Genomic DNA, 22,072 nt, shown 5'->3' on the forward strand with positions numbered 1-22,072 from the left:
GCGCTGCTGTCTTGGCCCGGGCGCGTGACCAGGACGTACGGACCTCGCTGTAGGGTCGCGGTCATGTCTGACCCCGGTTCGTTCGACGCTGTCCTGTTCGATTGCGACGGGGTCCTGGTGGACTCGGAAAGCATCACGAACGGCGTGCTCCGGTCGATGCTGCACGAGCTGGGCTGGCTGATCAGCGCCGAGGACTGTTTCCGCCTGTTCGTCGGCCGGGCGCTGAGCGACGAGACCGCCGTCGTCACCGCCCACACGGGGTTCGTGGTGACCGACGACTGGCTGAGCGATTTCCGCCGCCGCCGCAACGAGGCCCTGGCCGCCTCCCTGGAGCCTGTCCCGGGAGCCGTGGCCGCGGTCCGCGAGATCAATTCTGCGATGGGCGGGATGATCGCCTGTGCCAGCGGCGCCGATCTCGGCAAGGTGCGGTTGCAACTGCGCAAGGTCGGGCTCGACGAGGTCTTCGCGGGCAAGATGTTCAGCGGCATGGATCAGCCCCGCAGCAAGCCGGCGCCCGACGTCTATCTGGCCGCGGCCGCGTTCCTGGGCATCGACCCGGCCCGGGCCGCCGTCATCGAGGACACGGTCCCCGGCGTGACCGCGGGGGTGGCCGCCGGCGCGACCGTCTTCGGATTCTGCCCACCGGACAGCCCGGCTCACCACCCGCCGAAGGCGCTGCTGGACGCCGGCGCCACCCACATCTTCACGGCGATGACCGACCTGCCCGCTCTGGTGAGCCGCCCGATCCGCGCGAACGGCTGAGCGCCCGGCGCGGCGACCCCCTTCCCCGGCCTCTCGGGAAGTCATAGGCTTCGATCGAGTGCCCGGTACGCGTCCCCAACGCTGAGGAGGGTCATGAAACTCGTGGTCAGATTGATGGTGGCGGTGATGGTGGCGGCGGGCCTGGTCGGCTCGGCCGGCCCGGCCGCGGTCGCTTCGAGTGGCTCGGCGTCGTCCGGGCATCCCCGTTTCAGTGCCCTGGTCTTCTCCGCGACCGCGGCCTTCCGGCACGACTCGATCCCGGCCGGCGTGGCCGCGATCCGGCAACTCGGCGCGCGCAACCACTTCAAGGTCGACGCGACCGAGGACGCGGCGGCGTTCACCGACGCGAATCTGGCCCGGTACGACGTCGTGGTCTGGCTGAGCACCACCGGCGATGTGCTGAACGACGCGCAGCAGGGTGCTTTCGAGCGGTACATCCGGGCCGGCGGTGGCTATGCGGGCATCCACGCCGCCTCCGACACCGAGTACGACTGGGCCTGGTACGGCGGTCTGGTCGGGGCGTACTTCCGTGATCACCCGGGAGCGGTGAACCCTCAGTTCCAGGAGGCCACGGTGAAGGTCCTCACCCGGGACACCGCGGCGACCCGGCCGCTGCCACGCCGCTGGGTGCGCGAGGAGGAGTGGTACAACTTCCGCACCAACCCCCGGCACACCGTACGGGTCCTGGCCGAAGTGGACGAGCGGACCTACGACCCGCGCGGCTACAGCGTGCCCGGCGGCTCGCCCGGTATGGGCGTGCATCACCCGGTCTCGTGGTGCCAGCCGTACGACGGCGGCCGTGCCTTCTACACCGCGATGGGGCACAAGGCCGAGTACTTCTCCGACCGGCTGCTGCTGGCCCACCTGCTCGGCGGCATCCGGATGGCGGCCGGCGTCACCCGGTTCCCCTGCGGCCGGGAGGACTGAGCCGGCGGCCGGGAAGACTGAGCCGGCGGCCGGGCCGGGCCCGGCGGTCAGCGCAACGGGTCGAACGCGTCCATCAGGGGATGGACGCGTTCGCCCATGATCTGGTCGGCCAGCAGCCGCCCGGTCAGCGGTCCGAGGGCCATCCCCCACATACCGTGCCCGCCGGCGACGAACACGCGGGACGACGAGGTGCGGCCGACGAGCGGAAGCCCGTCGGGGGTGCAGGGCCGCGATCCGACCCACTCGTCGGTGCGCGCCTCCCAGTCCACCCCGTCGACCAGCGGCGTGGCCGCGGTGACGATGGCCCGGACCCGGCGCGGGTCCAGCGCGGCGTCCGGCCGCCGGAACTCCATCATGCCGGCGACGCGTACCCCCTCGGCCGGCCCGCCGAGGGGAGTGCAGGCGACCCGCTGCGCCGGCAGGTAGATCGGGTTCCGTACGGCGACGCCGGGCCGGACGGTGAAGCTGTAGCCGCGGCCGGCCTGGACCGGGGTGCGGACACCGTGCGGCCGCACCAGCCGGGACAGCCATCCGCCGGCGGCCACGACCACGGCGTCGGCGGCCAGGCTCGACCCGTCGGCCAGGCGCACACCGGCACGCCGTCCGCCGGTCACCCCGCGTACGTCGAGGCCGGTGAGGATTTGTCCGCCGCCGTTCTTGACCGAGTCGGCCAGCGCGTGCACGAACTCGCCCGGATTGAGGAATCTCTGGCCGCTGAGGCGGACACCGAATCGCGCCGACGACGACAGGATCGGCTCGAGTTCCTGGATCTCGTCCCGGTCGACCAGCCGGTACTCGGGCGGTTCGGTGACCCGGCCGACCCGGTCGAACTCCTCCACCAGGGCCGCCCGGTCCGTGGCCGACCGGAACACCGCGAGCAGGGGGTCGGCCGGCCGTACCTCGGCCTCGACCCGGCCGGTGGCGCCGCCCATCCGGTCGTACGCGTCGAGGGCCAGCTTGTTGGCCTGGGCGAAGACGGCCATCGCCCGGTTCCACTGCCGTGGCGTGCAGTGGCGGACGAAGCCGGCCAGGAACCGCAGCAGCCGTGGGTCGAGGGTCGGCGGGATGTAGACCGGCGAGCCGGCGCTCAGCAGGGCCCGCAGACCCGGGGCGAGGATCGCCGGTTCGGGCAGGGGGAGGGTCAGGGCCGGGGAGAGCCAGCCCGCGTTGCCCCACGAGGACCCGGCGGCGACGTCCCGGCGGTCCAGGACGGTCACCTCCGCTCCGGCCCGCTGCAGGAACCAGGCGGTGGACAACCCGGCCATGCCCGCTCCGACGACGATGACCTGCTTGCTCGTCACAGTTGGGATCCTTCGCGCGTGAAACGGTCCGGCCCCGAAGGGTCGTGTCCGGGTTGCTGATCGTCTCTGTGGCCGGGCGCTCTCGGGCGCCGTCCGCCGGCTGCGTGACCGATGCGTCCGGCCGGCCGTGGGAGAAGATTAAGCGCCGTCCGCCGGGCGAAGAGTTGGCCGGACGTCCGAAACAGTCGTGACTTCTTTGGGACCAACGGCTAACACTTTGCTGCCGTAGCATCCCAACGACGTACGACGCCGGGTGCTCACGCCGCAGCCTTTCCGCTCACGGTGCGACACCGGCCCCGGGGGTGGCCGATGTCCAAAGAAGACTCCGTCGACGCCGTGCTCGAGCGGCTGGGCAGCACGCTGCTGCAGCACGAGGCCGGCCCGGCCGGCCCCGGTCAGCTCTTCGAGCACGTCACCATCATCGACCCGGTCGACGACGCGCCGATCCCCAGCCGGGCGCTGGTCCTCGGGGTCGGCGTTCAGGGGTCCGCCGGTGTCGCCGGGCTGCTCGACCGGCTCAGCGACGCGGGCGCCACCGCTCTGGTCGTCCGCGCCCCGGCCGAGGTGGACGACGCGGTCCAGGCCCGGGCCGCCGCCGCGTCGATCTGCGTGCTGAGCCTCGTCGGGGGAGCGTCGTGGTTGCATCTGGCGGCGCTGCTCCAACCACGCCTGAGCGGCGAGGACGACAGCTGGACGGCGGTCGGCACGGCCGACGCCGAGCTCGACCTGTTCAAGGTGGCCAACAGCCTGTCGGCATTGCTCGACGCGCCCGTGACGATCGAGGATCTCCACTCGCGGATCCTCGCCTTCTCGAAGGACCAGGAGCGCGCGGACGAGCCCCGCAAAGCCAGCGTGCTCGGTCAGCAGGTGCCGATGACCTATCAGACACCGCTCGAGAAGCTCGGCATCATGCGCAAGGTCTACACGTCCGCCCGGCCGCTGTTCGTCGAACAGTTCGTGCCCGACCTGCAGCCGCGGGTCGCGTTCCGGGTGTCGGCCGGTGACGAGCTCCTCGGCTCCATCTGGGTCATCACCGACGAGCCGCTGTCAGCGGTGCACGAGGAGGCGATGGTCGCGGCGGCCAACACCGCGGCCATCGCGATGTTGCGTTCCCGGGTCGGCGCCGACGCTGTGCACCGCGCTCGTCTGGCGACGGTCGCGACCCTGCTCGAGGGCGGGCCACCGGCGGCTCAGGCGGCCCGGAGGCTGCGCTCCCCGCGGACGGTGACCGGCGGCTACGTCGTCGCCGCGGGCCTGCCCTACGACGGGGCCGAGCCGTCGCCGGCCTGGACCTCGGCCGGTCTGGACACCATCGCCAGTTCCCTGATGATGCTGGTACGCGCGGAGTTGCCGGACACCGTCTGCGCTCTGCTCGGGGACACCGTCTACGGTGTCGTGCCCACGTTCGCCGGCGAGACCGTCGACCTGTCGGCAATCCGGCGGCTCGCCACCGGCTTCGTGCAGCGGCTCGGCCGCGACTGGCAGCGCCTGGTCATCGGGATCGGCGCCCCGGTCGACCACCTGGCCAACCTGCACCGGTCCCGTGATGACGCGGACCTCGTGCTTCGCGTCCTCCGTTCCGCGAAAAGCAGCGGGACGACCCAGCTCCGGGTGGCTACGCGCGAGGACGTGTACGCCCGGACGCTCCTGCTGCGTCTCTCCGATCTCATCGCCGGCGACGCGCTCGGCCATCGCGGCCCGGTGGAGGTGCTGCGGGACTACGACGTGTCGCACGAGGCGACCCTGGTGCCGACGCTTCGCTGCTGGCTCGACAACTTCGGCGACATCGCCGCCACGTCGGAGCAGATGCTCGTCCACAAGAACACGCTGCGATACCGGCTCAAGCGCATCGCCGACCTCACCGGGATCGATCTGAACGACTCCGAGAAGCGGTTCGAACTGATGCTGCAGTTCCGTCTCGAGAGCTGACCCGGCAAGCCGGCTGCCGCGCGGGCGGACCGGGCTCGATCGGCGGCTGTCACCGCGACGTTGTGTCAACCACCCAAACAGCACCGGTGCTTTTCGGCCGATCGGCCAGCACCTCCGAGATCAGTACACGAGATACTACTTCCAGCTAAGCGCCCTGGTCAGAGCGTTTCCGGAGCGGGCCGCACCTCACCTCCAGGAGGAATCACCGGATGATAAATATCAATGCCGCCCGGCCCGGCCGCGTTCGCCTCCCCGCGGCTCTGGCGGTGTCCGCGGTGCTCCTCGGCGGCGTGGCCGGCTGTGTCAGCGACGAAGCGACGCCCGGCGCTGCGGGAGCGTCCGGGGACGCGTCGGCCATGACGATCCAGTTCGTCAACCCGTTGCCCAGCTATCCGACCTGGCGGCTCATCGGTGACTGCATGAAGGAGGAGGCCGAGAAGAACGGCGCCGACTTCACGATGAGCGGTCCGACCGGGCAGGGACTCAACGCGGGCGCCATGATCCAGCAGGTGCAGCAGGCCACGGCCACCAAGAAGGACGCGGTCATCACCTTCCCGGCCGGTGAGGGCTTCAACCAGGTCCTCAAGCAGGCTCAGGCCTCGGGCGTGGTGACCGGCACGTTCTACGGTCCGGGCGGCGCCGACAGCGGCGCCGACATCAACGCGGCCCCGGACTTCGGGGTGATCGGCTCACAACTGGTGGAGGCGGTGTCCGCGCTGCCCGGTGAGCACGTCATCGGGCTCGTCGCGGCGGCCGGCACCGGACTCGGCAAGTCGTGGCTGGACGGCGTCAAGGCCGCGGTCGCCAAGACCGGCAACGTCTCCATCGCGGGCGAGGTGTACACCGGGGACGACGCGGCGAAGGCGCTGCCGCAGGTGACCGGGCTTCTCACCGCACACCCGGACATCACCCAGATCCTCACGCACATGGGCACGACGACCCCGGGCGCGGTCTCCGCCATCAAGGCCCGGGGGTTGCAGGGCAAGGCTTTCCTGCTCGCCGTCGGTCACGACAACGGCGGCACCGAAGCCCTGAAGTCGGGCAGCGGGAATCTGATGCTGATGCAGAACGTGTGCCTCCTCGGCAAGGACATGGTCGACCGCGTCGTCGCCAAGCAGGAGGGCCGGGCGACGCCACCCATCCCGGTCGGCATCGAGGTCGTCGGCCAGGACAGGATGCAGAAATACCTCGACGAGGGGTGGGTCTGATGGCGCCCGCTCTGCGGCTCCGGGGAGTCAGCAAGTACTTCGGCTCGGTATCGGCTCTGAGCAATGTCAACCTCGACGCGTACGCCGGTGAGGTGCACGCGATCGTCGGAGACAACGGCGCCGGCAAATCCACCACGATCAAGATCATCGCTGGTATCCACCGGCCCGACGACGGCGAAGTGCTGGTCAACGGCGAGGAACTGGCGCACGTCAACTCGGCCGCCACAGCCCGCAAGCACGGCATCGCCGTCGTCTACCAGGACCTCGCGCTGGTCGAATGCCTCGACATCGCGCACAACATGGCGCTCGGCAACCTGCCGCGCAAGTTCGGCATCGTGCTCGACCGCCGCCGGATGGAGCGCGAGGCCGCCGAGGTGCTGCGGGACCTCAAGGTACGGGTGGGCAACGTCCGCACTCCGGTCGGACTGCTGTCCGGCGGCCAGCGACAGGTCGTCGCGGTCGCCCGCGCCGTCCGGACGGACCGACCGATCATGCTTCTCGACGAGCCGACCGCCGCTCTTGGGGTGCAGGAGACCGCCCAGGTCGGCGACATCATCGACCGGCTCCGCGCGTCCGGGAAAGCCGTCATCATCGTCAGCCACGACTTGGACTTCGTCTTCTCGCACGCCGACCGCGTGACGGTCCTGCGGCTCGGCCGGACCGTCGGCACCCGGGCGGTCACCGACACCGGCCGGGAGCAGGTCGTCGGCATGATCACCGGCGCCGTTCCGGCCGATCCGACCCCCGACCACGAGGTGGCGTCATGACCATGACCGCGGCATCGAAGACCGTTCCGGACCCGGGCCGGGGCCCGGAGAGCAAGCGGGACAGTGTGCTGACGAAGATCCTGGTCCGGCAGGAGACGACGCTGATCCTCGTCATGCTGGTGATCGGGGCCTTCGCCGCGTCCCGCTCGAGCCTGTTCCTGTCGCCGGACAACGTGACCGAGATCTTTCGCAGCAGCGTCATCTACTTCGTGATGGCCTGCGGCGCCGGGTTGCTCATCATCGGCGGCGGCATGGACTTCTCGGCCGGCGCCGTGTTCACCCTGGGCGCCCTGTCGACCTGCAAGCTGCTCGTCGAAGGAGCCGCCTGGCCGCTGGCCATCCTGGCCGGGCTGGCGGTCTGCTGTGTGATCGGGGTGGTCAACTTCGTGGTGGTCACCTATCTGCACGTGCCCCCGATCATCGCCACCCTGGGCACGTTCTACATGCTCACGGGCATCGACAACCTGGTGACCGGCGGCGCCGACATCCTGCCGCTCCCGGAGAGCTTCCAGCGCATCGGCCAGGGCAACGTGGCCGGTGTGTCCAACGACGTGCTCATCGCCATCGCCGTCGGCCTGCTGTTCTGGTTCCTGCTCGAGCGCACCCGGTTCGGGGTCAATGTCCGCGCTCTCGGCGGCAACCGCCAGGCGGCGGTGGGAAACGGGCTGCGGGTGGTCCGGCTCGACGTGGCGCTGTACGTGATCGCCGCGGCCACGGCCGCCCTGGCCGGCATCATCTACTCCGCCCGGGTCGGCGCCGGGCAGGTCACCGCCGGCGGTACGTCGACGACGTTGAACGCCATCACCGCGGTGCTCATCGGCGGGGTCAGCCTGATGGGCGGCATGGGCACCATCCAAGGCATCGCGGTCGGCGCCGTCCTGCTGTCGCTCATCGACAACGCCCTGGTCCTCACCAGCATCCCGCCGCAGTACAACAGCATCGTGATCGGCGCGATCCTGGTCTGCGCGGTGGCGGTCGACCATCTGCGCCGCTCCCGGATCTATCGCAAGAGATGACCGGGGACGACGGGTGCCGGGCCGCCGGGACACGCAGGAACGCCCAGGCCGGCCGATACCTGGCAGCGCACGGGAACTCTCCCTTCCGACCCCTGAGGAAAAGCATGAACGAGACTCCGATCGATCCCGACGTCGTCGAGCTGCTCGACGAGCTCGTGTCGCCGGGCGCCGTCCCCGTACCCGCCGCGGAGCTGACCGCCGATCAGCTCCGGCAGGGGATGCGCGACGCGATCGCGCTCTTCGTCCGCGATGCCGAACCCGTTGCGGTGTACGACGTCCGGGACGCTGTGGTGCCCGGTGGCGGGGGAGACATACCCGTGCGCCTCTACAGCCCCGAGACCCCGACCTCGGTGCTGGTCTATCTGCACGGCGGCGCGTGGAACAGCGGCGACATCGACACCCACGACCTGGTCACGCGGCGGCTCAGCCGGGACACCGGAGCCGTCGTGGTGTCGGTGGACTACCGGATGCTGCCCGAGCACCCCTTCCCGGCCCCGTTCGACGACGCCTACGACGCCACCGTGTGGGCCGCTGCGCTCCGGCCGGACCTGCCGTTGCTGGTCGCCGGGGACAGCGCCGGCGGAACCCTGGCCGCCTGTGTCGCGTTGCGGGCCCGCGACGAGGACGGCCCCCGCATCGACGGTCAGGTGCTGGTGTATCCCGGGATCGACGACGACCTGGAGGCCCCCAGCATGCTGGCCTTCCGCGACACGTCCCGGGTCAGCCTCGACGACCTCCGGTTCTATTTCCGGGAGTACGCCGGCACGCCAGCGGCGCTCGCTTCGCCGTACGCCCTGCCGGGGCGGGCCACCTCGCTGGCCGGTCTGCCGCCCGCCGTGGTGGTCGTCGCCGGTCACGATCTGTTGCGGTCCTCGAACGAGGACTACGCCCGGCGGCTGCGGGCCGACGGTGTTCCGGTGGTGGTGCAGCTCGACCCCGGCCTCGTGCACGGCTGGATCGACTTCGCGCCGCGGGTCGCGTCGGCCGACCGGGCCTTCAGCGAGCTCACCGGCAGCGTCAACGACCTGGTCGGCCGGGTGGCCGTCGGGAGCTGACCACCCCGGTCAGATGGCGTCCGGCGGACGCGAGTCGGCATCAGTCGTCAGGAGACCTTCTGTCATGGCCGGGCACCCCAGCGCCGACCGCGCGAGCGACCTCGTCGACCCCGTCACGTACGACCTCGTCATCGCCGGGGGCCGGGTGATCGACCCCGAGACCGGGCTCGACGGCGTCCGTGACGTCGGCATCGTCGCGGATCGGATCGCCGCCGTCTCGCAGTCGCGGCTGACCGGACGACGGCGGATCGACGCCCGCGGGCTCGTGGTCGCGCCCGGGTTCATCGATCTGCACAGCCACGGGCAAGCCGTCGGCGAGTGCCGCCTGCAGGCGCTCGACGGCGTGACCACCGCTCTCGAGCTGGAGGCGGGCGTCGCTCCGGTGTCGGTCGCGTACACCCGGGCGGCCGAGGAGGGACGACCCATCAACTACGGCTACTCGGCCTCCTGGTCGGCCCTGCGGATGCACGTGATCGGCGGCGTGCCGCTCTTCGGAGGCACGAACGGCCCGCTCGACGGTCTCGGCTCGCCGGGCTGGCGAGCCGCCGCCTCGCCGGCCCGGACCGCCGTGCTGCTCGACATGCTGCGGGGTGAGCTGGCCGACGGGGCCCTGGGGATCGGCGTCCTGCTCGGGTATGCGCCGGAGATCGACCCGGCCGAGTTCGTCGAGGTGGCGAGGCTGGCCGCGGAGGCCGGGGTGCCGGTCTTCACGCACGCCCGGCCGCTGGTCGAGCAGGACCCGGGGGTGGTCGTCGACGGCGCCGGCGAACTGACCCGGGTGGCCGCCGAGACCGGCGTCCACATGCACTACTGCCACGTCAATTCCACGTCGACGCGGCATCTGGACAGGGTGCAGTCGCTGGTCGAAGCCGTTCGGGCCGAGGGGGCCCGGGTGACCAGCGAGGTCTACCCGTACGGATCGGGGATGAGCTCGATCGGGTCCGACTACTTCCGTCCCGACCGGCTGCACATCCTGGGCGCGACGGGAACGCCGCAGGATGTCGTCTACGCCCGTACCGGAGAGACAGTCGCCTCCGTCGACCGGTTGCTCGAACTGCGCGCTACCGACCCGTCGGGCCTGGCCTTCATCACCATGTTCGCCGACGACCGGCCGGTGGCTCGCCTCGCCCAGATGTTCGCCTTTCCCCAGGCGGTCATCGCCTCCGACGCCGTGCCCTTCGTCGTCGAGGACGGCCGGGAGTACGACCCTCTCCAGTGGCCACCTCCGGCGTTCGTCCGGACCCATCCCCGCGGCGCCGGCACCTATGGCCGCACGCTGCGGATGGCGGTGCGGGAGACCGGTCTCCTGTCGCTGGCCGAGACGATCGCCAAGTGCAGTCTGGAACCGGCGCGCATCGTGGCCGGCGTGGCCCCGGCGATGCGGCGTAAGGGCCGGATCCAGCCCGGTTGCGACGCCGACGTCGTGGTGTTCGACGCCGAGCGGGTCACCGACACCGCGACGTACCAGCATTCCGTCCGTCCCTCGACGGGCTTCGCCCACGTGATCGTCAATGGCGAACCGGTCGTCAGTGACGGCCGGTTGCAGCAGCACGCCTTCCCGGGCCGCCCCGTACGAGGGCGACGGTGAGCTCGTCCGGGCGCCGGTCCCACCACTGTGACACCTGAAGGAGCACCGCCATGCAGGTCGCCATCGTTCTCTACCCCGGATTCACGTCCATGGACGTCATCGGGCCCTACGAAGTGCTGGGCCGCCTGCCGGACACCGAGGTCGTCTTCGTCGCCGAGAAGCCGAGCCTGGTTCTCAACGACCTCAAGAGCCTGTCCATCAACGTCGACGCGACCCTCGACGACGTGCCCGAGCCGGACGTGGTCCTCATCGGTGGGGGCCCCGGCCAGACCGGGCAGATGGCCGACGGAAAGCTGCACGAATGGCTGCGGGCGGTCGACCGGACGGCCGCCTGGACGACGGCGGCGTGCACCGGTTCCCTGATCCTGGCCGGCGCCGGCCTGCTCACCGGGCGCCGGGCGACGACGCACTGGCACGCGCTCGAACAGCTCGCCGAGCTCGGCTCCAAGCCGGTCAAGGAACGGGTGGTCATCGACGGCCACTACGCGACCGCCGCGGGTGTCTCGGCCGGCATCGACATGGCCCTGACCCTGGCCGGCAAGATCGCCGGCGACGAGGAGGCGCAGACCGTGCAGCTCATCATCGAGTACGCGCCGGAGCCGCCGTACGACGCGGGCTCTCCCAGCACCGCGCCGACGGCGGTCGTCGAGCGCACAATGAGAAAACTGTCGTCGCGGTTTCCGTCCTGACGCCGCCGTCGCGGTCACGTCCAGATTCCGGGGGGAATCCATGACAGTCGAACTGCGGTTCAGCGCTTACGGTCCGGTGCGCCTGTGGCGTGACTCCCGGGAGGTCCCGGCCGGCTCGCCCCAGCAGCAGGCCCTGCTGGCCGCGCTGATGCTGGTCCAGGGACGTCAGCTGCCGGTGGAGGAGCTGATCCGGGTGCTCTGGCACGACGACCCGCCCCGGGCCGCGCTGAGCACCGTCCGGACGTACCTCTCCCGGCTGCGCCGCTGGCCGGCGTGCCCGGCCGATGGGCTCAGGCGCAGCGCATCCGCCTCGTCGACCAGCGCACCATCGCCAGCGAGATGAGGCTCACGGCGCGGCTGGACGGCGCCGATCCCACCGCCGACGATCTCGCGGAGCTCGGTCGTTTCGTCGAGGCCCACCCGTTCCGGGAGACGCCCCGGGTCCTGTCCATGCTCGCGTTGTATCGCTGTGGCCGGCAGGCCGAGGCCTTGGAGGTCTTCCGGCAGGGCCGCCGCCTGCTGCGGGACGAACTCGGTGTGGAGCCCGGCCCGGCGCTGCAGGAGATGCACCGACGCATCCTGCGGGCCGACCCCGGTTTGAGCGTCGCCGTGCCGTCCTGTCCGGCGCCGGTCAGTTCGCTGCCGGCCGATCCGCTCGACTTCAGCGGCCGGGAGGCGGAGCTGGGCGTGCTGATGTCCGCTCTGTTGTGCTCGAGCGGCTCGAAGGTCGGCGGGATCACCGGGTCGGTCGGCTCCGGTCGTACGTATCTGGCGGTGCGTACGGCGCAGAGCCTGATCACCGCGTTCCCCGACGGTCAGCTGTACGGCGACGCCGGTGGGGCCGGTGGGCTCGACCGGGTGCTGCGGGAGTGGTTGCGGCTGCTCGGCGCCGGCCCGGACGTTCCGGCGACGCTCGCCGGCCGGGTCGCGGCGTTCGGCGCCCTGGCCGAGGGCCGCCGGTTGCTGCTGGTCGTCGACAATGCCGACGACACCGCGCTGGTGAGCATGGTGCGCGGGGTGGTTCCGGAGGCGGCCCTGCTGGTCACGGCGGCCGGACGCCTGGACGCGCTGCCCGAGGCCAGGTGGGTACGGCTGGGTGGCTACCGCACCCGCGAACGCTCCGAGCTGTTCGCAGCTGCCCCGGCCGGACCGGCCTGAGCTCCTGATCCACAGCGGCGGATTTCCCGGGCGATGAGTTCGCCGGACCTTCAGTCGCTGCCGGTGTCGTCATGGGCGGGCAGGTGCTCGGCCAGGACGGCCAGGTGGGTCATCCTGGCCTCGTCGTGCCGGCGTCGCCCGGGGCTGGTGAGCTGGACGAAAACTCCGCGCCGGTCGTCCTGGCAGAGCGTGCGCTGCACCAGGCCGGCCCTTTCGAGGCGCGCGACCGTACGGGAGAGGGCGCTCTGGCTCAGATACATCTCCGAGGCCAGATCCTGCATGCGCCGCTTGTCACACTCGCGGCTCGTCAGACGGTCGAGAGTCTCGTAGTCACTGAGCGTCAGCTCGTGTCCGTCCTGGAGAGCGCGCTCGAGATGGGCGGCGATCACGTTGTAGCTGGACAACAACGCGCGCCACTGATCTGTCAGCGCGAGGTCGGTCTCCATGCCGGGCATCCTAGCCGGAAAACTGATTGGATGCACGTGCATTAGTTGCGAACGAACTTGATGCTTGTGCATTGAATGCGCGTGCATCTACTGTTCCGGCCGTGACCATCTCCGAAACCCTCCCCGCCGCCTCACCGACGCCGGCCGTCCAGACCTGGAACGGCCGGCTCTGGGGAGTTCTCGCGGTCCTCTGCGCCGTCCTCTTCCTGGACGGCCTCGACGTCTCCATGGTCGGTGTGGCCCTGCCGTCCATCGGCTCCGAGCTGGGCCTGTCCACCACCTCGCTGCAATGGGTGGTCAACGGCTACGTGCTCGGCTACGGCGGCCTCCTGCTGCTCGGCGGCCGCACCGCCGACCTGCTCGGCCGCCGCCGGGTCTTCCTCATCGCCCTCGGCGTCTTCACCGTCGCGTCGCTGGTCGGCGGCCTGGTCGACGACGGCGGCCTGCTGATCGCCACCCGCTTCATCAAGGGCCTGGCCGCGGCGTTCACCGCCCCGACCGCGCTGTCGATCCTGACCACGACGTTCCCCGAGGGGCCGGCCCGCAACCGGGCGCTGTCCATCTTCACGGTGTTCGGCGCCAGCGGTTACTCGTCCGGGCTGATCCTCGGTGGGGTGCTCACCAGCCTCGGCTGGCGCTGGAACTTCCTGGTCCCGGTGCCGCTGGCCCTCGCCGCGCTGATCGGCGGCCTGTTCCTGATCGCCCGGGACAAGCCCGCCGCCGGTGGCGGCCACGACCTGGGCGGCGCCGTGACGCTCACGGCCGGGACCCTGCTGACGGTGTACGCCGTGGTGACCGCACCCGCCCGCGGCTGGCTGGCGCCGCTGAGCATCGCGCAGTTCGTGCTCGCCGCGGCGCTGCTGACCGCCTTCGTGCTCATCGAGAACCGGGTACGGCACCCGCTCGTCCGGCTGGGCATCCTGCGCGTCGGCTCGATCGTCCGGGCCAACCTCAGCATGGTCGCCCTGCTCGGGTCGTACGTCAGCTTCCAGTTCATGATGACCCTCTACCTGCAGGACGTCCTGCACTGGTCGCCGCTGAAGATGGCGCTCGCCCTGCTGCCCGCCGGTCTGGTCGTCGCGTTCGGCTCCCCGCTGGTCGGCCGGCTGATCGACCGCTACGGCACCGCCCGCCTGATCACCGTGGCGATGGTCTCGTTGAGCCTCGGCTACGTGTGGATCCTCGTCACCGCGGGCAGCGACCCCCGCTACCCGGCCACCATCCTGCCCACGATGCTGCTGCTCGGTGGCGGTTTCGGGTTCGGCTTCAGCGCCATCATGGCCCAGGCGACCGACGGGGTCCACGACGACGAGCAGGGCCTCGCCTCCGGTCTGGTGCAGTCCAGCGGGCAGATCGGCACCGCGCTGATCCTCGCGGTCGTGTCGGCCCTGGTCGCCTCGGGCCTCGCGGCGGGCGACTTCAGCGGCTTCCGCCCCGGGGTCGGGCTGGTCACCGGTGTGGCGATCGCCGGGCTGCTGCTCAACGTGATCTCGCTGGCCGGTCGCCGGTCCTGACCGGACGCCGGGCCGGCGCGCACCCCGACGGGCGGCGAGCCGGCCCGGTGGCTCGCCGGGCGGTTCAGTGGTCGGCCGGCTCCGGCATCCGGCGATCGGGTGGCGGGTCGCCGGCCAGCACCGCCCGGTCGCGGCCGGTGCGCTTGGCCTCGTACAGAGCCGCGTCCGCCCGGGCGACCAGCGACGCCGGCTGCTCGCCCGGCCGGCGGCAGGCCACCCCGGCGGAAAACGTCTGATCGCCCGGGGTGGCCTCGCGGAGCCGGTTCACCAGGGCGAGCGTCTGCTCGTCGCCGGCCCCGACGACCAGCAGGCCGAACTCCTCACCGCCGTACCGGGCCAGCAGGTCGCCCGCGCGCAGGCGGGACGTCCAGGCCGCCGCGGCCTCCTTGAGCAGCCGGTCACCGGCCTGATGCCCGTACGTGTCGTTGAACCTCTTGAAGTGGTCGAGGTCGAGCAGCGCCACGTGGACGGCCCGGTCCTGGCGCTCGGTGAGGATGGCTTCGAGCCGCAGATCCCAGGCTCGCCGGTTCGGTACACCGGTGAGCCCGTCGCTGTGCGCGAGCAGGGTGAGCCGCTCGGACTGCTGCCGCACCTGGTCGACCAGCCCCGACATGCGACTCAGCACCAGGAGGAACAACACTACCGAGCCGATCGTGACACCGGCCCAGTCGATGTGGTCGGGTCCGGTCAGCCCTTGCACCGCGAGAACGGCCGGGGCCAGGAGCGACACCGCGGTGAGCAGGACCAGCCGGCGGCGGGTCAGCGGTGCGGAACGGACCTGGGCCGGCTCGGTCAGCGAGCCCACTGACGGGTGCAACGCGGCCGCCCCGTACAGGACGTAGCTGAGTAACCAGCCGGCCGTGAAATAACCGACCTCGGTCGCGCCGACCATCGAAGCGATCGCGAACGAGAGGTCGGAGAACAGGCCCAGCGCCATCGCGGCGCAGAGCATCCGGAAGCTGACGGTACGAGCCCCCGCGCTGATCGTCAGCCTGGCCAGCAACGCGAGCACCAGCAGGTCGACGACCGGATAGGCGGCGTTGGTCAGCCGGGCCAGCGTGTCGCCGGTCGTGGCGGTCGCGGCCGGCCGGATGAGAAACGTCCAGAGCAGCAGCCCGAATCCGGTGGCGATGATCGCTGAGTCGAGCAGGGCGCCGCGGTCGCGGCCGCCCGTACGGATCCGGGCCATCGCGAGCACGGCGCCGGCGAGCGGAACGTACGAGAGGAAGAAGAGCGCGTCCGCGGGGGAGGGGAAGACGACGGCGTCGTGGAGCAGATACCAGCCGTAGACGGTGTTGCCGACGGCGGCGATCGCGTGGCTGAGAGCCAGCACCCACCACACGGACGGGTGCGCGGGACGATGCCGGCGGACACCGATGAGCGTGGCCACCACGGACGAGAACGCGATCGCCGAGTAGGTCAGGAACAACCCCACCGAACCGACCGGGAAGGCGAAATACAGTCCGGTCGCGGCAACTCCGCCGACGAGCCATGCCGCCCACCACGAAGTACGCCGCCCCATGATCCGCTGTTCGGCCGATCCGCGGCCGACGTTAGCGGGAGAAAAAAGGAACGAGCCGCCCGGTGGCTGTCCCGGGCGGCTCCACCCCGCTACCGCTGAGATGCCGGAGAACTTTTCAGCTTCGCGGGAGTCGAGCGGGTCACAGGCTGCACCGGGTGTCGGCGGGCGGCGTCTTGAGGTCGAGGAGATACTCACTCACCACGTCGTCGACGCACTTGCTGCCGCCGAGGAGGTAGGCGCCGTGCTGCTTGCCTTCGACGGTGAGCAGGCTTGCGTCGAGAGCCTTCGCCATCACGATGCCGCCCTCGTGCGGCGTCACGGGATCGCCGGTGACCGACACGACGAGTGTCTTGGGAAGGCCTTCGACCTCGGCGAGCCAGGGCTCTCCGCGGGAAGGCGGCGCGGGCCACGCCTCACATTCACTGTGGAGGCTTCCCTCCGTGAAGACGTCGAGATCGAACATCGGCGCGACCTCGCCCACCTTGCGCGCGAGCGCAGTGGTCTCCGCCGGCGTCAGACGGGGCTTGTCCATGCACCGGACAGTGATGTTCGTGTCAGCGTCCAGGCTGTAGGCGCCGTCCGCGGTGCGGCCGTAGAAGGTGTCGCGCAGGGCGAGCATCTTGTCGGCGTCGCCGGCCTCGAGCGCGGTCAGGGCGGAGATGATCGTCGGCCAGTTCGCCTCGGCGTACAGTCCGCCGCTGACGGCGAGATAGACGTCCCAGACGCTCACGTCCCGGCCGGCGCTGGTGGGCGCTGGTTTCCCGGCCAACGGCTGGACGATCTTGTGCAGGCGATCGTTCGCGGACGCGGGGCCGGGACCGAGAACGCAGTCGGGCGAGGCCGCGCAGAGTGCGGCGAGGTCGTCGAACCGTGCCTGCAGACCGGCGAACTGGGAGAGCCGGAACTCGCTCGCCGTCAGGTCGGGCGAGACGGCCCCGTCGAGCACGATCGCGCGGACCTTGTCGGGATGGGCCGCGGCGTACATGGCGCCGAGTTCGGAGCCATAGCTGTAACCGAGATACGTCAGCTTGTCGTCACCGAGCACCTCTCGCATGATGTCCATGTCGCGCACGACGGTCGCCGACCCGGCGTTCACCAGGTTCGCGACGCCGCCGGAGCCGTCCGCGCAGCGCTTGGCAAGCTTCGCGGCCTCGTCGGCGCTCGTGACCTCGTACACCGTGCCGAATCGCACCGCGTCGCCGGTGTCGTACTCCTTGTCGGTGTAGCAGTCGAGAGCCGGGGTCGACGACCCGACCCCGCGAGGATCGAAGCCGACGATGTCCAAGCGCTTGCCGACGGCGCCGGCCTGCCACAGTGCCAGCAGAGTCGCGATGAAGCTGGTGCCGGACCCGCCGGGCCCGCCCGGGTTGACCAGCACCGAGCCCTCGGCCTCGCCCGGGGCGGGGAGGCGCGTGAGCGCGATCTGCGCCTTCTCGCCTCGCGGCTCGTCGTAGTCGAGCGGAACCTCGACCGAGGCGCACTCGAGCGCCGGGTTCGCGAACAGCTTGGCGTCGGCCGCGTTCCTTGCGGTGTCCTTGCACTTGGTCCAGTCCAGCTTCTGCCCGAGGTAGGCGCTGAGGTCCGCACCGGCTTCGGAGGCTGGTGGAGGGGACGCGGACGTGCACCCGGTGATCAGGAGCAGGACGACCGTGGCCAGCACGGTACTGCGGAGTCGGGAGCTGTTCGGAAGTCGAGGACGTGATTGCATGCGCGTCTCCTTTGCCCAGCCGCGGTCGGGTACGGGGTGTGTCGATCAACCGGCCGTCAGCCCGAGAACGAGACTGAAACGGCGGGACCCTGTCTCCTCCGACGTCCTTCGAGGAGACACCCTGTTGCGACCACCGAGTCAATCGCTCGACAGAATCGGCAAAGTTCGGACCGGCTCGAACCTCGGCTGGCGCACCCTGAGGTGGACGCAGACCGACTGGAGGCAGCGCTCCGGCTCAGCTACATCTCGGAGGCCGTACCTCGCGGCGGCCGTCAGAACAACTGAAGGTCCACGGCGTCCATGACGCGAAGAACGGATCCGGGTCGGTGCGCCGGCCCAGCTCGCGATGCTGGTCCGGAAACCTCCCGCGATCCGGGGCGATGGGGAGAGGCCCCGGCCTCTGTTCGTCTGCCGCGATCGCGCCGTGGAGGGGGATGTGTCGAGGCTGTGTGCGGCCCGATCCGCGAGCAGTTCCCGGGCGGTCCGAGCTCGATGAAGCCCACGACCAAGCGTAGAAGGCTCACCCGGTTGCCGGAGTCGTTGGGGAGATTGAGACCGGTGGGGTCGCCGGGTCATGGGGAGAAAGAACGAGCCGCGGGTTGGGGCTCCCCGCGGCTCGTCGTCTTTCGGCTTCGGACGTCAGAGCACGTCTTCCAGCCTGATCGGCAGGTGGCGGACCCGGCGGCCGGTGGCGTGGAACACGGCGTTGGCGACCGCGGCCGCTACGCCCACCATGACGACCTCGCCGAGGCCCTTGACGCCGACCGGGTTGAGGTTGAAGTCCGGCTTGTCGATGAGGCCGACGTCGATGCGCCCGATGTCGGCGTTGACCGGCACCACGTACTCCTCCAGCGTGGGGTTGGCGAAGCCGCCGAAACGCTCGTCGACCTCGCTGCGTTCGCGCAGAGCGGCGCCGATGCCCCAGATGACACCGCCGCGGACCTGGCTTTCGGCGGTGCGCGGACTGGCCACCTTGCCGCAGTCGACCGTGCTGACGACGCGCGGCACGCGGATCCGGCGGGTCGTCGGTTCGACCCGCACCTCGACGAAGTGCGAGACGAAGCTGAAGGCGGTGAACTCCGGGTACTCCGGGCCGGCGCCGGCCGGCAGGCCCTGGGCGGCCCGGTCGTGGATGGCCTCGGGCTGGCCCGGCGCCCGCGACCGAGCCAGGACGATGGTCTCGCCCCGGCCCGACGGGACCGGTCCCTTCGCTCCCAGACCCAGCTTCTTGCGGAGCTCCTTGAGCGCCGCGTACACCGCGGGCAGCGCGGTCGCGGTGCCCCAGGACCCGGCGGTGAGGTGCTGCGGCGGTACGCCCCGGGTGTCGCCGACCCCGACCTCGATGTGCTCGAGCCGCAACTGGAGATCCTCGGCGACGAGCCGGGCGACCGCGCTGCGGATGCCCTGGCCCATCTCGTGCCCGTCGACCCAGATGGTGGCGTGATAGGTGCGGCCGGCGGGGATCAGGCGCAGGCGGGCGGTCGCGGGTGCGGTCGCTGCCTTGTACGCCCCGGCGGCCACACCCCACCCGATGAGCGAGCCGTCCCGGCCCCGCATCGAGCCCGGCGCCGCGCTGCGCTCGGACCAGCCGAACTTGCGCGAGCCCCGGCGCAGGGTGTCGGCGAGATAGCGCGACGAGAACGGGTGACCGCTGATCGGGTCCACCGCGGTGTCGTTGGCCAGTCGCAGGGCCACCGGGTCCTTGCCCAGCGCGTAGGACAGCTCGTCCACGGCCGACTCGAAGGCGAAGGTACCCGGGGACTCGTACGGCGCCCGCATGAAGCCTGGCGTCTGGACGTCGGTCCGGACGAGGTTCTGCTGGGATCCGTAGTTGGTGATGCCGTAGAGCCGGGACGTCAGCTCGGTGTACACGGCGGGGAAGTAGTCGTGCCGCGACGTCTGCTGGTCGACATCGTGCATGGCGGCCAGCATGCGCCCGGACCGGTCGGCGCCCAGGCGGATGCGGTGATGCGAGGCCGGCCGAAAGCTGGCGTTGTGGAAGGTCTGCGTACGCGGGACAACCACCTTGATCGGCCGGCCCAGCCTGCGGGCCGCCACGGCCACCGGGGCCAGGTGGGTCTGCAGCGAGTTCTTCTGACCGAACGCGCCGCCCACCGACGGCGAGAGAACCTCGATCCGCTCGGGCGAGATACCCAGCTGGAGGGCGAGGCCGTTCTGCACGGCGGAGGCGTTCTGGGTGCCCTCGTAGATGGTCAGGTCATCGCCGTCCCACTGCACGACACTGGCGATGAGCTCCATCGGCACCGGGTGCGACTGCGGCGACTCGTACTCGTGGTCGATCTTGACCGGGGCCGCCGCGAAGGCCGACGGGGCGTTGCCGGCGACGACGTCGTGAGCGGTGGGCAGCACATCGGACTGCCGCACCTTCTGGGCCCCGGGCGCGTCGATCTCGACAGCGATCGGCTCGGCCTCGTAGCGGGCCGTGATCAGCGCCGCCGCCTCGGTCGCCGCGTGCAGGCTGTCGGCGACGACCAGGGCGATGTGCTGACCGCGATAGGCGATGCGGTCCGAGGTCAGCGGCTGCAGGCTCTGGAAAGCGTGCCCGCCGCCCTGCAGGAAGCCCGGCGGCTTGACGTCCACCCGGGTCAGCACCAGGCGAACACCCGGAGCGGCCTCGGCCGCCTTCGTGTTCACCTCGAGCAGGCGTCCCTTGCCGATGGTGGCGACCGCGTACACGGCGTGCGCGGTGCCCGGCAGCAGCCGGTCCGAGGCGTACCGGAGGTCACCGGTGACCTTTTCGCGGGCGTCGACGCGGCGGGACGGCGGTGGGCCCGATGCGGCGTCGCCGTCGTGCGGGGTGGCGACCACCGCGGCGGTCGCCGCGGTGGTGACCGCCGCGGTGCCGGCCAGGAATTTCCTTCGGGATACGTTCATGATGCCCTCGTCTTAGCGGTCTGCAGCGCGTCGGCGACGGCGCGGATGCCGAGCTCGATGCGGAAAGCGTTGTGGTGACCGGGCTTGGCGCCGGCGAACGCGATCTCACCGGCGGCCCGTGCGGTCGCCGCGGTGACCTTCTTCCCGATCAGGGAACGCTCGGCCGCCGTGGCCCGGATCGGCCGGGTGCCGACGCCGCCGAGGGCGATCCGGCAGTCCTCGACGCTGCCGTCGCGCGCCAGCGTGAGACCGGTCGCGGCCGACACGAGCGCGAAGGCGTACGACTCCCGGTCGCGGATCTTCAGGTAGGTGGAACCCCGTCCGGACGGCGTGCGCGGGACCCGGATCTCGACGATGATCTCGTCGTCGCTCAGCACGTGCTCGATCTGCGGTGTGTCGCCCGGCTCCACGTGCAGCTGCGCGAGCGGCACCGTGCGCCGGCCCTTGGGTCCGGCCACCTCGATCACGGCGTCGAAGGCCAGCAGCGAGATGGCCAGGTCGCCGGGGTAGGTCGCGATGCACGAGGTGCTGCCCCCGAACAACGCGTGTCCGCGGTCGAGGCCTTCGAGCGCGGCGCACCCGCTGCCGGGTTCACGCTTGTTGCAGGGGAAGGGCTCGCCGCCCCGGAAGTAGCTGCATCGCGTGCGCTGCAACAGATTGCCGCCGAGCGTCGCCATGTTGCGCAGCTGCTGCGACGCGGCCCGCCACAGCGACTCGCTGATCGCGGGGAAGTTCTTCTTGACGAAGGCGTTGTCCGCCACGTCGGACATCCGCGCGCCGGCCCCGAGGACGAGCATGTCCGGACGGCTGTGGTCGACATAGTTGAGGGCCTTGAGGCCCTGGATGTCGACCAGCGTCTCGGGCGTCTCGATGCGCAGTTTCATCAGGTCGTACATCGTCGTGCCGCCGGCCAGGAGCTGCGCTCCCGGGGACCCCAGCGCCGTGATGGCCCCGGCGACCGATTCGGCCCGGGTGTATGCGAACGGTTTCATCGGCCGGCTTCCTTTCGGGCGGTCTCACGGACGGCCGCGACGACGCCCACGTAGCAACCGCAGCGGCAGAGGTTGCCGCTCATGTACTCGCGGATCTCCGCGTCGTCGGTCGTGTGGCCCTCTTTGATGCAGGCCAGCCCGGACATGATCTGACCGGGCGTGCAGTACCCGCACTGCAGGGCGTCGTTGTCGATGAAGGCCTGTTGCAGAGGATGCAGCTCACCGTCGGGGCCGGCGACACCCTCGATCGTCGTCACTTCGCGACCGGCGACCTGGACAGCGGGGGTGAGACAGGAAACGACCCGGCGACCGTCGATGTGGACGGTGCAGGCGCCGCACTGGCCCTGGTCGCAACCCTTCTTGGCCCCGGTCGTGTCCAGCCGTTCCCGGAGTACGTCGAGCAGCGACTCTCGCGAGTCCACTACCAGGTCAACGGTCTTCCTGTTGAGGCGAAAGGATACTTTGATCGAGTTCACCGGGTGAACGTAAGTTCATCCCCGGTCGCCCTGCTCCTTCAGATTGCTCGAATAGCGCCGCGAATTGCTCCGCCGCTGGTCGGAGGGCCCTCGGACGCGTAACACATGAGTCCGCTTCG

Annotated in this window: 19 protein-coding genes; 12 read left to right on the forward strand and 7 right to left on the reverse strand. The window is 70.8% G+C overall.

Annotation, left to right across the window (positions count from 1 at the left end; translation table 11 throughout):
* The first annotated feature begins 63 nt into the window (after positions 1-63).
* Together HJC40_RS04890 and HJC40_RS04895 are read left to right on the forward strand one after the other, a co-directional pair.
* On the forward strand, positions 64-762 hold the full coding sequence (locus HJC40_RS04890) for an HAD family phosphatase (RefSeq protein ID WP_249998506.1): 699 nt from the start codon (positions 64-66) through the stop codon (positions 760-762).
* A gap of 93 nt (positions 763-855) precedes the next feature.
* A complete protein-coding gene (locus tag HJC40_RS04895; protein WP_308200841.1) occupies positions 856-1,689 on the forward strand; it encodes a ThuA domain-containing protein in 834 nt (277 codons plus the stop codon).
* 47 nt (positions 1,690-1,736) lie between these two features.
* On the opposite strand, the gene HJC40_RS04900 is transcribed toward HJC40_RS04895, so the two are convergent.
* Positions 1,737-2,999, reverse strand: coding sequence for an FAD-dependent oxidoreductase (locus HJC40_RS04900; RefSeq protein WP_308200853.1), 1,263 nt, complete (start codon positions 2,997-2,999; stop codon positions 1,737-1,739).
* A gap of 300 nt (positions 3,000-3,299) precedes the next feature.
* On the opposite strand from HJC40_RS04900, the gene HJC40_RS04905 reads away from it, so the two are divergent.
* The 9 genes from HJC40_RS04905 (at position 3,300) to HJC40_RS04945 (ending at position 12,400) form a co-directional block, all read left to right on the forward strand.
* Complete coding sequence (locus HJC40_RS04905) at positions 3,300-4,919, forward strand: CdaR family transcriptional regulator (protein WP_249998508.1); 1,620 nt, start codon at positions 3,300-3,302, stop codon at positions 4,917-4,919.
* Positions 4,920-5,128: 209 nt separating this feature from the next.
* Positions 5,129-6,127, forward strand: a complete 999-nt coding sequence (locus HJC40_RS04910; protein ID WP_249998509.1) for a substrate-binding domain-containing protein — start codon at positions 5,129-5,131, stop codon at positions 6,125-6,127.
* Positions 6,127-6,894 (forward strand): ATP-binding cassette domain-containing protein, encoded by a 768-nt coding sequence (locus HJC40_RS04915; protein WP_249998510.1) that lies wholly within the window; start codon positions 6,127-6,129, stop codon positions 6,892-6,894. Before HJC40_RS04910 ends, HJC40_RS04915 begins: the two co-directional genes overlap by 1 nt.
* Positions 6,891-7,910, forward strand: coding sequence for an ABC transporter permease (locus HJC40_RS04920; RefSeq protein ID WP_249998512.1), 1,020 nt, complete (start codon positions 6,891-6,893; stop codon positions 7,908-7,910). Before HJC40_RS04915 ends, HJC40_RS04920 begins: the two co-directional genes overlap by 4 nt.
* 104 nt (positions 7,911-8,014) lie before the next feature.
* A complete protein-coding gene (locus tag HJC40_RS04925; protein ID WP_249998513.1) occupies positions 8,015-8,965 on the forward strand; it encodes an alpha/beta hydrolase in 951 nt (316 codons plus the stop codon).
* 64 nt (positions 8,966-9,029) lie between these two features.
* Complete coding sequence (locus HJC40_RS04930; protein ID WP_249998514.1) at positions 9,030-10,553, forward strand: amidohydrolase family protein; 1,524 nt, start codon at positions 9,030-9,032, stop codon at positions 10,551-10,553.
* A 50-nt stretch (positions 10,554-10,603) separates the two neighbouring features.
* The gene (locus tag HJC40_RS04935; RefSeq protein ID WP_249998515.1) at positions 10,604-11,242 is read left to right on the forward strand and encodes a DJ-1/PfpI family protein; all 639 of its coding nucleotides are present in this window, start codon (positions 10,604-10,606) and stop codon (positions 11,240-11,242) included.
* Between the two features lie 40 nt (positions 11,243-11,282).
* Positions 11,283-11,585, forward strand: coding sequence for a winged helix-turn-helix domain-containing protein (locus tag HJC40_RS04940; RefSeq protein ID WP_249998517.1), 303 nt, complete (start codon positions 11,283-11,285; stop codon positions 11,583-11,585).
* Positions 11,516-12,400: an AfsR/SARP family transcriptional regulator gene (locus HJC40_RS04945; protein WP_249998518.1), complete on the forward strand. Its 885-nt coding sequence runs from the start codon at positions 11,516-11,518 to the stop codon at positions 12,398-12,400. Before HJC40_RS04940 ends, HJC40_RS04945 begins: the two co-directional genes overlap by 70 nt.
* Before the next feature lie 50 nt (positions 12,401-12,450).
* Here the strand turns inward: HJC40_RS04945 and HJC40_RS04950 are convergent, their stop codons facing one another.
* Complete coding sequence (locus tag HJC40_RS04950) at positions 12,451-12,846, reverse strand: MarR family winged helix-turn-helix transcriptional regulator (protein ID WP_249998520.1); 396 nt, start codon at positions 12,844-12,846, stop codon at positions 12,451-12,453.
* 101 nt (positions 12,847-12,947) lie between these two features.
* Here HJC40_RS04950 and HJC40_RS04955 point away from each other — a divergent pair, with 101 nt between their 5' ends.
* Positions 12,948-14,360, forward strand: coding sequence for an MFS transporter (locus HJC40_RS04955; protein ID WP_249998522.1), 1,413 nt, complete (start codon positions 12,948-12,950; stop codon positions 14,358-14,360).
* 64 nt (positions 14,361-14,424) lie between these two features.
* Here HJC40_RS04955 and HJC40_RS04960 read toward each other — a convergent pair whose 3' ends face one another.
* From HJC40_RS04960 to HJC40_RS04980, 5 genes are all read right to left on the reverse strand, one after another.
* Complete coding sequence (locus tag HJC40_RS04960) at positions 14,425-15,882, reverse strand: GGDEF domain-containing protein (protein ID WP_249998523.1); 1,458 nt, start codon at positions 15,880-15,882, stop codon at positions 14,425-14,427.
* A 139-nt stretch (positions 15,883-16,021) separates the two neighbouring features.
* Entirely contained in the window at positions 16,022-17,590 is a 1,569-nt protein-coding gene (locus HJC40_RS04965; RefSeq protein ID WP_249998525.1) for an alpha/beta hydrolase, read from the reverse strand.
* A 639-nt stretch (positions 17,591-18,229) separates the two neighbouring features.
* Complete coding sequence (locus HJC40_RS04970; RefSeq protein ID WP_249998527.1) at positions 18,230-20,485, reverse strand: xanthine dehydrogenase family protein molybdopterin-binding subunit; 2,256 nt, start codon at positions 20,483-20,485, stop codon at positions 18,230-18,232.
* Entirely contained in the window at positions 20,482-21,477 is a 996-nt protein-coding gene (locus HJC40_RS04975) for a xanthine dehydrogenase family protein subunit M (RefSeq protein ID WP_249998529.1), read from the reverse strand. Before HJC40_RS04975 ends, HJC40_RS04970 begins: the two co-directional genes overlap by 4 nt.
* Complete coding sequence (locus HJC40_RS04980) at positions 21,474-21,899, reverse strand: (2Fe-2S)-binding protein (RefSeq protein WP_374271060.1); 426 nt, start codon at positions 21,897-21,899, stop codon at positions 21,474-21,476. Before HJC40_RS04980 ends, HJC40_RS04975 begins: the two co-directional genes overlap by 4 nt.
* Between the last annotated feature and the right edge of the window lie 173 nt (positions 21,900-22,072).

Origin of the sequence: Actinoplanes sp. M2I2 (genome assembly GCF_023544445.1) — a bacterium.
Lineage (GTDB): Bacteria > Actinomycetota > Actinomycetes > Mycobacteriales > Micromonosporaceae > Actinoplanes.